Raw genomic sequence first — 11,444 nt, 5'->3', positions numbered from 1 at the left:
CACCATGAGGATGACGATCGCAATCTTGGCGATGATCCCGACCGCGAACAGCGCAGCGTAGCCCGATTCGACCCGCTCGTCGTTGGTGCGGGTGGTGGCGAACGCCAGAATGGCCGGCTGCCCGATCAGGCCGGCGAAACCGCCCATCACCCGTTGCGCTGACAGTCCCAGCAGCCGGCCGCCGAGCAGGAACGCCCCGGCTGTGGCGAGCACGACCACCGCCGCCAACGCGCCGAGCTTGGCCCCGGTGAGGGTGAACATCGACTCGGCGAAGGCGGTTCCGTTCGCCAGGCCAACGGCGGCCAGGAAGAGCAGCAACCCCAGCTGGCGGATGGTCAGGTTGGCGGCCTGCGGCAGGTCCCACTGCAGCGGGCCGGTGCGGTGGATGCCACCGAGCACCATGCCGACGACCAGCGGGCCGGCTGCGGTGCCCAACGAGAAGCTCACCCCACCGGGCAGCGGGATGCTGATCAGGCCAAGCAGCAGCCCGGCAGCCAGCCCGACCGAGAAGGCCAGCGCATCGATCTCGCTGATCTTGCGCTCGGAGTCGCCGAAGAAGTTGGCGGCGTCCTCCATCCGCTCCCTCGGCACCACCGCCAGCACCCGGTCGCCGGGCTGCAGGACGAGGTTGTCGGCGGCCACCATGTCCAGGTCGCCGCGCTTGATGCGGGTGATGGTCCCTCCGAAGCGCTGCGGGAAGTCCAACTCCGGGACCGTCTTGCCGACCAGCTTCGGGTCCGACACCAGGAAGCGGCGGAAGTCGACGTCGGCCCGGTCGTGGGTCAGTGCGGTGCGCGCGGGGCGACCGAGCGCGTCGGCAGCGGCCTGCACCGCGTCGTTGGGCCCCACCACCAGGACGGTGTCACCCTCGGTCAACTGGTCGCCGGGCTGGATCACCCGGGTCCGGCTGCCCCGACGCAGGTAACTCAGCTTGACCTCCTGCTCCTTCCAGCCCGGCACGTCGTCGATGGCCATCGGGTGGTCGACCACCACCGACATGCTGTCGATGCCGGCACCGGCCAGCGACGCGGTGTCGCGTCGGGCGGGCCATTCGCGGCCGATCCCGAGCGCCACCATGATGATGGCGAGTACCACGCCGACCGGGTACGCCAGCGCGTAGCCGACCGCCACCAGCGGGTCGTCGCCAGCCGCCCGGGACGCCGCGGCCAGCGCCGGTGTCGAGGTCAGGGCACCGGAGTAGGCGCCGGCGATGCCGGCCACGTCGACGCCGAGCACTGCACCGGCGATCAGAGCCACCACCCCGACCACGACCAGCGCCAGCACCCCAAGCCCCATCAGCGGCCACTGGGTGCGCAGGTCGCGCAGGAAGGTGGACCCGGCCGCCAGTCCGACGGTGTAGACGAACAACGCCAGTCCCAGGCTCTGCAGGATGCCCAGCGACTCCCCGATCCTGGGGTCGAGGGTGCCCACCGCCAGACCGATGAACAGCGCGCCGGCGGCACCGAACTTCAACGGTCCGAACGGGATCTGGCCGACGGCGGCGCCGGCGGCCAGCACGAGCATCACTGCCAGCAGCGGGTTGGCAACAAGGATCTCGACCACCGGGGTTCTCTCTTTCGTGCGTTGCCGAAACGTGGCAGAAATTCTGCCCGTTTTACTGGAGTTCAGGCCGGACGCGTGGCAAGATTAGTCCACGGTCGATTCCGGTGGTCCCCCCGGCCACTGACGTACGACTGCAGGTCGAGGCTCGCGTCTCAGGGGGTGGGTGCGCGGGCCTCGACCTTTGCTTTCTACCAATTGGGGAAGCGGCCCAGTCCCCCGCACCCGGCAAGGTGTGCCCCCGGTTCCGGTACAGACACCTGCTTGCGGGCACGGCATCGTTGCCGGCCACCGGCCAACGCCGGGGAATACCCGCCTGTGACGGCGCGTTCCACCGACAGTACGAAAAACGTCGATTACAGGAGAAATCTAATGGCCACCGTCACCATCACCAGTGAGAACCTGGATGAGACGCTTCGTGACAACGACATTGTCTTCCTCGACTTCTGGGCCGACTGGTGCCGGCCCTGCCATCAGTTCGCACCGGTCTATGAGCAGGCCAGTGAGAACCACACCGACATCACCTTCGGCAAGATCGACACCGAGGACCAGCAGGAGCTGGCTGGTGCGGCCGGTATCACGTCCATCCCCACGCTGATGATCTTCCGTGGCGGCATCCCCGTCTTCTCCCAGGCCGGCGCGCTGCCCGCGTCCGCGCTGGAGAGCCTGGTCGAGCAGGTGCGTGCCCTCGACATGGACGAAGTGCGCCGCAAGGTGGAGGAGATGAACGCCGCCGACGCCGAGGAGCGGGCTGCCCACAACAACTGATCGGACCCACGCGCGGGCTGCTCCAGCTGCGATGTCCTAAGATCGCAGCTGGGCGCCCGCGCTATCGTCGGGTAGCCGTGGACCGCTCCACGCGACCGGGCATGGCCGTGTACCGAGCCGGTCGGCACCGGAAGGAGGCCCCGATGGGTTGGCTGCACGACATCGAGCGCAGGCTCGAGAACGTGGTCAACGGCGTATTCGCGCGTGCTTTCCGCAGCGAGGTGGAGCCGATCGAGATCGCCACCCGCCTCAGCAAGGAGCTCGACTCCCAGGCCAAGCTGCTGAACCGGGACAAGAAGCTGGTGCCGAACAACTTCACCGTTTTCCTCTCCCAACACGATTACGACGAGCTGGCTCCTATGGCGCGGGCGATCAACGATGACATCGTCCCCGAGATGCGCCGACACGCCGGTGAGCGCAAGTACGTCTTCAACGGCCCGATCCGCATCGACTACGCCTGCGATGAAACCCTGACGGTGGGGCGGTTCCGGGTCGAGTCGGAGGCGGTGGCCACGGTTGCCGAGACCGGCGGCGCGGCGTCCACCACAGCGATCAAGCGGGCACCGCTGGTGCTCGAGGTCAACGGCGTGCGGCACCCGCTGCTACCTCCCGGATTCACCATCGGCCGCGGCAGCGAGGCCGACCTGCGGATCAACGATCCTGGTATCTCCCGAAAGCACGCCCACATCATCGTCAAGCAGGACGCCACCGGCGACGTCGTGGTCAGCATCGAGGACCTCGGCTCCACCAATGGCGTGATAGTCAACGGCCAGCGGGTGACCAACGTGCCCTTGACCGACGGTTCGCGCATCGAGATCGGTTCCACCCGGATGCTCGTGCACTCACCCGTGGGGTCGTGACGTCGTGAGCTCGCTGCTGCTCGCCGCGCTCAAGGTGGCCTTCCTGTTGCTGATGTGGATCTTCATCCTGTTCGTGGTGACCACGGTACGTGCCGACCTGTTCGGACGCCGGGTCACCGCCGAGGAACTGGTCGCCGCCGACGAGCGGGCGTCCTCCCGGGGCCAGGGCAGCTTCCGCCGCAACAAGCAGCAGGCCACCGCACCGGCGGCGCCCACCCGGATCGGGATCACCACCGGCAGAGCGGCCGGCCGCAGCGCGGCACTACCGGAGGTGGGGCAGGAGATCACGCTGGGTCGGGCGGCGTCCTGCCAGCTCGATGTCGACGACGACTACGCCTCCAGCCGGCACGCGAAGATCTGGCGGGACGAGCACGGGTTCGTCGTCGAAGACCTCCGCTCGACCAACGGCACCTACGTGAACGGCCACCAGATCAGCCAGCCGACCCGCATCGAGGTGGGGGACGTTATTCGCATCGGGCGTTCCCAGATGCAGCTGGAGGGCTAGATGGCGTTCTCGCTCAGGGCCCGGGCGCATTCCGAGATCGGCCTGGTTCGCGACAACAACCAGGACTCCGCCTACGTCTCCCCCAGCATGATCCTGGTGGCCGACGGCATGGGTGGCGCCGCGGCCGGCGACCTCGCCAGCTCGGTTGCAGTCCGTGAGATGCGCCGGGTCGACGACCAGAACCGCTCCGACTCCGGCGGCGAACGGCTGGTCGGCGAGCGCATGCTGGAGGCCCTCAGCGGGGCGCTGACCAGGGCGAACGACAAGATCGCCGACCTGGTCGCCAACGACCGGGCACTGGAGGGCATGGGCACCACGGTGTGTGGCGCGATGTTCTCCGGCACCCAGTACGGCATCTGCCACATCGGCGACTCGCGCGGCTACCTGGTGCGCGACGGCGAGTTCCGGCGGCTGACCACCGACCACTCGTGGGTGCAGTCCCTGGTCGACGAGGGCAAGATTACCGAGCAGGAGGCGGCCGAGCACCCGCACCGGTCGCTGCTGCTGAAGGTCCTCAACGGTCAACCGAGCCACACCGCCGACTACGAACTGCTGGACGCCCAACTCGGCGACCGGCTGCTGTTCTGCTCCGACGGGTTGTCGGCGATGGTGGACGACGACGTGATCGAGCGACTGCTGACCGGGTCGGACGACCTGGACGCCGTGGTCCGTTCGCTCACCGACGCGGCCCGGTCGGCCGGCGGCCTGGACAACATAACCGTGGTCGTCGCCGATGTGGTCGAGCCGGACGAGGCCCTGGAGACGGTCCAGCCGCGCGTCCTGGGGGCGGCCGAGACCATGAAGATCCCCAAGGTCGAATCGACCGGCATCATCGCCGAGCTCAAGGAGGACACCCGCCGCCTGCCCATCATCCGGTCGGTGCTTGGCGGGTCGTCGACCGCCGCCGAGGGCGCCACCACCCAGCCCCCACCGGTTGCCGCCGCACCGGCGGGCGCGACACCGGCATCGGTCGACCAGCCGCCGGCCGGGCTGATCGACCCGGACGCCTTCGAATCCATCCGTTACAGCCCGCACGTGCCGTCCCGGGGACGCCGGTTGCTGCCGGTGATCACCACAATCCTGGCCGTGCTGGCGGTCGGGTTGGCGGTCATCCTGGGCGGCCGCGCCTACGTCAACGGCCAGTACTTCATCGGGCCGGACGACCTGCGGGTGGCGGTCTACCAGGGCGTTCCCGAGCAGATCCTGGGCCAGGAATTGTGGACCAAGCTCGAGACCAGCCCCATCCGGGTCGCCGACCTGCCGCCCTACTACGCCGGCCGCGTCGAGCAGCGCGAACTGCGTTACGGCTCACTCGACGAGGCCCACGAGGAGCTGGCGAACCTGGGACGGATGGCCGAACGCTGCATCGCTGAGCGCGCTCAGCGCGCGGCCACCGCGTCCCCATCGCCCCCGGGGGGCGAGGACGGCAGCGCTGGCCCGACCGGCGAGTCGCCGAACAGCGCCGACGGCGAGGCTGCCTCGGCCGCTGCGACCAGCCCGGGCGCAATGACGCGTCCCAGCCCAACCGGAACCCCCACCGGGACAACCTCCCCCCGCCCAGATCTGGAGGCGTGCGGATGATGGCCAGCGAAACCGCCCAACCAGTCGTGGTCTACCGGAAGCGGCGCAACGCCGAACTGGGCCTGTGTCTGGTGGCCAGCCTGTTCGGCATCGGTGGTTGGCTCACCACCCACCTGAACCGGGACGGCGAGATCCCCAGCAACGCCATCGTGGTGAGCGCGGTCTGGCTGGCGTTGTGCCTGGCCGCCCACCTGGCCGTCCGGTTCCGGGCCCCCTACGCCGACCCGGTGATCCTGCCGTGCGTGCTGGCCCTCAACGGGCTCGGCCTGGCCATGATCCACCGAATCGACATCGGCTTCGACCCGCCCGACAGCGCGGCGGTGATGCAACTGGTCTGGACCGGTCTGGGGATCGTGCTGTTCGCGCTGATCCTGACCTTCCTGCGCGACTACCGGATCCTGGAGGGGTTCCCGTACGTGCTCTTCCTGGTCGGCATGGTGTTGCTGCTGTTGCCGCTGGTGCCGGGCCTGGCCTCACCGCGCAACGTCGAGAACGGCTCGCAGATCTGGATTCAGGTCTTCGGCTACTCCTTCCAGCCCGCCGAGATCGCCAAGATCGTGCTGACGTTGGCGTTCGCGTCCTACCTGACCGCCAACCGCGACCTGCTGCAGCTGGCCGGTCGCCGGGTGTTCGGCTTCCAGTTGCCGCGGCTGCGTGACCTGGTGCCGATCGGGGTGATGTGGGCCGCCGCGGTGGTGGTGCTGGTCTTCCAGAACGACCTGGGCACCTCGATGCTGTTCTTCGGCCTGTTCGTGATGATGCTGTTCGTCGCCACCAGCCAGATCCGCTGGGTAGTGATCGGGCTGGGTGCGTTCGCCGTCGCTGCGGTGCTGATCAGCCAGGTGGCACCGCACGTGGCCACCCGGGTGACCAGCTGGCTTGACCCGTTCAGCGACTACGACCGCAACTACCAGATCATCACCGCCCAGTACGGGATGGCCTGGGGTGGCCTGTTCGGACGCGGTTGGGCCGAGGGCCGGCCGGGCCTGACGCCGGTGGCCAGCTCCGACTTCATCTCGGCCGCCATCGCCGAGGAACTCGGCCTGGTCGGGCTGATCGCGGTGCTGCTGATCTACCTGCTGATGGTCGCCCGCGGGCTGCGGGTGGCGCTGACCTCGACGGTGATCTACGGCAAGCTGCTGGCCGCCGGATTCAGCTTCATCTTCGCGCTGCAGACCTTCGCGATCATCGGCGGCGTCACCCGGCTGCTGCCGTTGACCGGTCTGACCACACCGTTCCTCAGCCAGGGCGGCAGCTCGTTGATCGCCAACTGGATGATCGTGGCCCTGCTGATGCTGATCAGCCACCAGGCCAGGCGCCCGGCCACCAAGGCGGGCCCGGTGGAGGTCGACCTCAGCGACATGCCGACATCGGTGATCGACCTGCAAGGTGGTGCCAGGCCGTGAACCGTTCGATCCGGGGCGTGGCCATGGTGGCCATCGCGATGTTCCTGGCGCTGATGCTGAACGTGACCATCAGCTACTACGTCCGCACCGACGACCTGCTGAACGACCCGCGCAACGTCCGGGTCCGGGACGAGCAGTTCGGCGGCCCGCGCGGCCCGATCCTGGCCGCCAACACCCCGGTCGCGGAGAGCATCGAGACCGGAAGCCGTCCCTACGAGCACCAGCGGCAGTACCTGGACGGCCCGCTGTATGCGCCGGTGACCGGCTACTACTCCTACATCTTCGGACGCACCGGACTTGAGCAGACCTACAACTCCGAACTGCTGGGCCAGTCCGACGCCCAGTTCACCCAGCGGATCCTGGACACGCTGTCCGGGCGCCAAACCGGCGGTGGCCAGGTGCAGACCACCATCGTGCCGGTGGTGCAGCAGGCGGCCTGGGACGCGCTCGGCAACCGGGACGGCGCCGTGGTCGCCCTCGACTACACCACCGGCGCGATCCTGGCCTGGGTGAGCAAGCCCAGCTACGACCCGAACTCGTTGGCGAGCCTCGACTTCCCCGCCACCCAGCAGGCCTGGGACCAACTGACCAGCGACCCGACCAACCCGCTGAACGACCGGGCGACCAAGGAGATCTTCGCCCCCGGTTCGACGTTCAAGCTGGTCACTGCCGCCGCCGCCCTGGAGAATGGTTACACCCCGCAGACCATGATCGACACCCCGCAGGAGTTACCGCTGCCCGGCACCCTGATCACGCTGCCCAACCTGGCCGCCTGCGGCAACACCCAGCAGTCGCTCGACAACGCCCTGACGCTGTCGTGCAACACCAGCTTCGCCAACATCGCCCTCGACCTGGGCACCGACGTGCTGCGCGAACAGTCCCAGGCCTTCGGCTTCGACTCGGCGTTCGAGGGCGACGTCCAGTCGGCCGCCAGCAACTTCCCGGACGATCCCGACCCCGCCCAGCTGGCGATGAGTTCGATCGGGCAGTTCGAGGTGGCAGCCACCCCGCTGCAGATGGCGGTGGTCGCCGGCGCGATCGCCAATGGGGGCACCGTGATGGAGCCGTACGTGGGCGAGGAGGTCCGCAACGCCAACCAGCGGGTGCTGTCCCGCCACGACCCGACCGAGGTCGGGCAGGCGATGAGCCCGGCCAACGCCGCGCTGCTGGCCGAGATGATGACCCACGTGGTGCAACGCGGTACCGGCACCCAGGCCCAGATCCCGGGCCTTACCGTCGGCGGCAAGACCGGAACCGCCGAGACCACCCCGGGCGCCGCCTCCCACTCCTGGTTCGCCGGCTACGTGGCCGAGAAGAACGTCGCCGTCGCGGTCTACCTGGCCGAGGAACTTCCGGGCGCCACCGCCACCCCGGTGGCCCGAGCCGTGATGGAGGCAGTGCCATGAGCCACCGATCGTCCGGAACCTTCGGAAGTTGTTGGAAGGGGAGCAGAAGATGACCGACGATCCGATCGTGCTGGGCGGTCGATACCAGCTCGAAGCGGTCATCGGGCGCGGCGGGATGGCCGAGGTCTGGCGGGCCCGTGACCTGCGGCTCGACCGGCTGGTAGCAGTCAAGCGGTTGCGTATCGACCTGGCCACCGACAGCACCTTCCAGGCCCGGTTCCAGCGGGAGGCCCAGGCGGCGGCCGGGCTGAACCACCCCAACATCGTCAGCGTCTACGACACCGGTGAGAAGGTCGACCCGGCGTCCGGCATCTCGGTGCCGTTCATCGTGATGGAACTGGTCGAGGGCCACACCCTGCGCGACGTGCTGCGGCAGGGTCGGGTCCTGCAGCCCGAGAAGGCGTTCGAGTACACCGTCGGGGTGCTGGACGCGCTCAGCTACTCGCACAAGCACGACATCGTGCACCGCGACATCAAGCCGGCCAACGTGATGATCACCCCGTCCGGCGAGGTCAAGGTGATGGACTTCGGCATCGCCCGCGCGGTCTCGGACACCTCGGCCACCATGACCCAGACCGCGGCGGTGATCGGCACCGCGCAGTACCTGTCCCCCGAGCAGGCCCGCGGCGAGCAGGTCGGCGCCCGCTCCGACATCTACTCCGCCGGCTGCCTGCTGTATGAACTGCTGACCGGCCGTCCCCCGTTCCTGGGCGACTCCCCGGTGAGCGTGGCCTACCAGCATGTCCGCGAGATGCCGATCCCGCCCAGCCAACTGGACGCCGACGTCACCCCGGAGATGGACGCGATCACCATGAAGGCGCTCGCCAAGAGCCCCGATGATCGCTACCAGTCGGCCAAGGCGATGCGCGACGACTGCTGGCGGCTGCTCAACGGGCAATCGGTCACCGCCCACCTGCCGGCGTTGGTGCCGGCCCCGATCGCCGACTCCCCCGGGCCCACCCGGGCGTTGCCGCCCGTCGACGAGGTGGAGCCCGACCCGGCCGGTGAGGACGCCGCGTACTTCGAGGAGGACGAGCCGGAACCCCGGCGTCGGGTCTCGCCGGCCACCGTGGTGCTGGTCGGGCTGCTGCTGCTGCTGCTCGGCGCGCTCGGCCTGTTCGCCTGGCGGCTGATGGCCGACCCGGGTAACAACGAGGTGCTGGTGCCGGCGGTGATCGGCTTCCAGGAGGAGGCCGCCGCCGAGTTGATCACCGGCGCCCAGCTCAACCCCCGGATCGAGCGGGTCACCGGGCCGGCCGAGGGCAAGGGCACCGTGATCGAGCAGTCGCCAGTCGGTGACACCTCGGTGCTGGTCGGCAGCACCGTCACCCTGACCGTCAATGATGGCCCACCGGTCTCGCTGATCCCGACCGGCCTGGTCGGCCTGCAGCAGGACCAGGCCATCGAACGGCTCCGTGAGGCCGGCTTCACCAAGATCGAACCGCTGCCGGCGCCGGCCAACCTCGACACCATGGACGCCGCAGAGGGCGAGGTAGTTCGGGTGAGCCCGGCGGAGGGCAGCGAACTGTCCACCGATGCGCAGGTCACCCTGTACGTGGCGTCCGGGATGACCCGGATGCCCGGCGGCCTGGTCGGCGAGCAGGCCTCGGACGCCCGGACCACCCTCACCGATGCCGGGTTCAGCAACGTCAGCGTGCAGCAGGTCGGGCTGGAGGAGGAGCCGGTGGCTGCGCGCGCCGGCGAGGTTGTGCGCACCTCCCCGACTGCGGGCGAGCAGGTGACCCGGAGCACCGCGATCGTGCTCTACGTCGCCCAGGGCAAGGCGGTGATGCCCGACCTGGTGAGCGGCCAGCTGACCGAGAGCGAGGCGCGGGCGGCCCTGGCCAATGCTGGGTTCACCGGGTCGATCATGGTCGATCCGCGCGAGGTCGATGAGGAGGACCTGGAGGGCCTGATCGTCGAGCAATCCCCCGCCGCGGGCGAAACCGTCGACAAGACCGCCTCGATCGTGCTGTGGTACGGGACGACGGACGCGCCGCCCTCCCCCACCCGCTCGCCCTCACCGACTCCGACGACCGGCGGCTAGGGCCGGTTGCGTTTCGGCGGCTCGGGTCGGGCGCACGGCGGCCGCCCGGGGCCCTGCCGTGCAGTTTCCGTCGAAGGCGCCCGAGATTGTCCGCGAACAGCCTCGAAGGCGTGCACTATCGTGCGCCGGGGACCGATAGCGCCCAAGGGCTACTTCCAGAAGGTGGCCACCACGAAGGAGCTGGCGATCAGGCCGATGCCGATCAGGTAGTTCCAGTTCTGCAGGTCACGCATCACCGGGACCTGGTTGCCTGCGACGTAAAAGACCAGCAGCCACAGCACGCCAACCAGACCGAGCGGGATGAAGACCCACGGCACCCAGTCCCGCGTCCCGGCCGCCAGCTTGGCCTGCGACTTCGCCTGTTCGGCCCGGGCCTTCGCCTTGTTCTTGGCGACCTTCTTCTCGGCGGCCTCCTTGCGAACCTTGGATTGCGGCACTGCTTACGCTCCTGATCTGCTCTGGCGGTGACCACCTGTCGGGCCACTGCTCCAGTATGGCCGTTGCCGACGACCCCGCCCAAGTCGCCCCCATCAGCCGGGCGGGTAGTCTGTCGGCATGCCAGCCACCGCGGACGCGAGCGTAGGCGAACAGCCCGCCCCCCGTCGCCGCCCCCGCATCAGCACCCTGCTGGTGGGACTGCTGGCTGGGCTGCTGATCGGGGCGACTGCGATCACCGCCCAGGGCAGCGACCTGCGTCCCAACCGCACCAACGACGTGGCGCAACTGGTCGCCGAGGTCGAACATCGCAACCAGGAACTGGCCGAGCGGGCCGCCGAATTACGGGCCGAGAACGACGAACTCGCCGCCGCCCAGGGTGCGGCCGGTGCGCCCAGCGTTGACCCCGAGACCGGGATGATCTCCCGCAGCGCCGGTCTGGAGGCCGTGAAGGGTCCGGCGGTGAAGGTGGTGCTCACCGATGCGCCGATCGACTTCACCCCGCCGGGGGTGGACGGCGACATGCTGGTCGTGCACGAACAGGACATCCAGAACGTGGTCAACGCGTTGTGGGCGGCCGGTGCCGAGGCGATGACGATCCAGGGCCAGCGGGTGGTGTCCACCACCGCGGTCAAGTGCGTCGGCAACACCGTGGTGTTGCACGGCACCGCGTACGCCCCGCCCTATGAGATCGTGGCCATCGGTGATCCGGCGCTGCTGGAGGCCGGGCTGGCTTCCGACTCCGGCGTCCAGGTCTACCGGCAGTACGCCCAGGCCTACCAGCTGGGCTACGAGCAGCAACGCCTGGCCGAGGTGAGCCTGCCCCCCTACACTGGACCGCTGCCCAGGCAGGCGTCCACCCAAGGCTGAGGCAGC

At 69.1% G+C, this 11,444-nt stretch carries 10 protein-coding genes; 8 read left to right on the top strand and 2 right to left on the bottom strand.

Features of this window, described 5'->3' with window-relative positions; genetic code table 11:
* Window positions 1-1,524: aspartate:alanine exchanger family transporter (locus WBL05_RS11825; protein WP_424226158.1), on the bottom strand; the 1,524-nt coding region annotated here is incomplete at its 3' end.
* A gap of 408 nt (window positions 1,525-1,932) precedes the next feature.
* Here WBL05_RS11825 and trxA point away from each other — a divergent pair.
* The 7 genes from trxA to pknB all read left to right on the top strand — a co-directional run bounded on the left by trxA (window position 1,933) and on the right by pknB (window position 10,133).
* On the top strand, window positions 1,933-2,328 hold the full coding sequence (trxA, locus tag WBL05_RS11820; protein WP_424226155.1) for a thioredoxin: 396 nt from the start codon (window positions 1,933-1,935) through the stop codon (window positions 2,326-2,328).
* Between the two features lie 143 nt (window positions 2,329-2,471).
* Window positions 2,472-3,188 carry an FhaA domain-containing protein gene (locus WBL05_RS11815; RefSeq protein ID WP_424226153.1) on the top strand — a complete coding sequence of 239 codons (717 nt, stop codon included), beginning with the start codon at window positions 2,472-2,474 and terminating at the stop codon, window positions 3,186-3,188.
* A gap of 4 nt (window positions 3,189-3,192) precedes the next feature.
* Window positions 3,193-3,693 (top strand): FHA domain-containing protein FhaB/FipA, encoded by a 501-nt coding sequence (locus WBL05_RS11810; protein WP_424226151.1) that lies wholly within the window; start codon window positions 3,193-3,195, stop codon window positions 3,691-3,693.
* Complete coding sequence (locus WBL05_RS11805; RefSeq protein WP_424226149.1) at window positions 3,694-5,274, top strand: PP2C family protein-serine/threonine phosphatase; 1,581 nt, start codon at window positions 3,694-3,696, stop codon at window positions 5,272-5,274. It begins immediately after the preceding gene.
* The gene (locus tag WBL05_RS11800) at window positions 5,274-6,680 is read left to right on the top strand and encodes an FtsW/RodA/SpoVE family cell cycle protein (protein ID WP_424226156.1); all 1,407 of its coding nucleotides are present in this window, start codon (window positions 5,274-5,276) and stop codon (window positions 6,678-6,680) included. The genes WBL05_RS11805 and WBL05_RS11800 overlap by 1 nt, the downstream gene beginning before the upstream one ends.
* Entirely contained in the window at window positions 6,677-8,086 is a 1,410-nt protein-coding gene (locus WBL05_RS11795; protein ID WP_424226147.1) for a peptidoglycan D,D-transpeptidase FtsI family protein, read from the top strand. Before WBL05_RS11800 ends, WBL05_RS11795 begins: the two co-directional genes overlap by 4 nt.
* Window positions 8,087-8,135: 49 nt before the next feature.
* Window positions 8,136-10,133, top strand: coding sequence for a Stk1 family PASTA domain-containing Ser/Thr kinase (gene pknB / locus WBL05_RS11790; protein ID WP_424226145.1), 1,998 nt, complete (start codon window positions 8,136-8,138; stop codon window positions 10,131-10,133).
* 149 nt (window positions 10,134-10,282) lie between these two features.
* Here pknB and WBL05_RS11785 read toward each other — a convergent pair whose 3' ends face one another.
* Window positions 10,283-10,570 (bottom strand): cell division protein CrgA, encoded by a 288-nt coding sequence (locus WBL05_RS11785; RefSeq protein WP_424226143.1) that lies wholly within the window; start codon window positions 10,568-10,570, stop codon window positions 10,283-10,285.
* 118 nt (window positions 10,571-10,688) lie between these two features.
* On the opposite strand from WBL05_RS11785, the gene WBL05_RS11780 reads away from it, so the two are divergent.
* A complete protein-coding gene (locus WBL05_RS11780; RefSeq protein ID WP_424226142.1) occupies window positions 10,689-11,438 on the top strand; it encodes a DUF881 domain-containing protein in 750 nt (249 codons plus the stop codon).
* The last annotated feature ends 6 nt before the right edge of the window (window positions 11,439-11,444 follow it).

Origin of the sequence: Brooklawnia sp. (assembly GCF_049651565.1) — a bacterium.
Classification (GTDB): Bacteria; Actinomycetota; Actinomycetes; order Propionibacteriales; family Propionibacteriaceae; genus Brooklawnia.
Note: the sequence above shows the minus strand (reverse complement) of the source record. Positions and strands in the feature narration are given on the sequence as shown.

Coding starts and splice junctions, on each gene's coding strand:
- trxA (WP_424226155.1), top strand. CDS start 1,933: ATGGCCACCGTCACCATCACCAGTGAGAACCTGGATGAGACGCTTCGT.
- WBL05_RS11815 (WP_424226153.1), top strand. CDS start 2,472: ATGGGTTGGCTGCACGACATCGAGCGCAGGCTCGAGAACGTGGTCAAC.
- WBL05_RS11805 (WP_424226149.1), top strand. CDS start 3,694: ATGGCGTTCTCGCTCAGGGCCCGGGCGCATTCCGAGATCGGCCTGGTT.
- WBL05_RS11800 (WP_424226156.1), top strand. CDS start 5,274: ATGGCCAGCGAAACCGCCCAACCAGTCGTGGTCTACCGGAAGCGGCGC.
- pknB (WP_424226145.1), top strand. CDS start 8,136: ATGACCGACGATCCGATCGTGCTGGGCGGTCGATACCAGCTCGAAGCG.
- WBL05_RS11780 (WP_424226142.1), top strand. CDS start 10,689: ATGCCAGCCACCGCGGACGCGAGCGTAGGCGAACAGCCCGCCCCCCGT.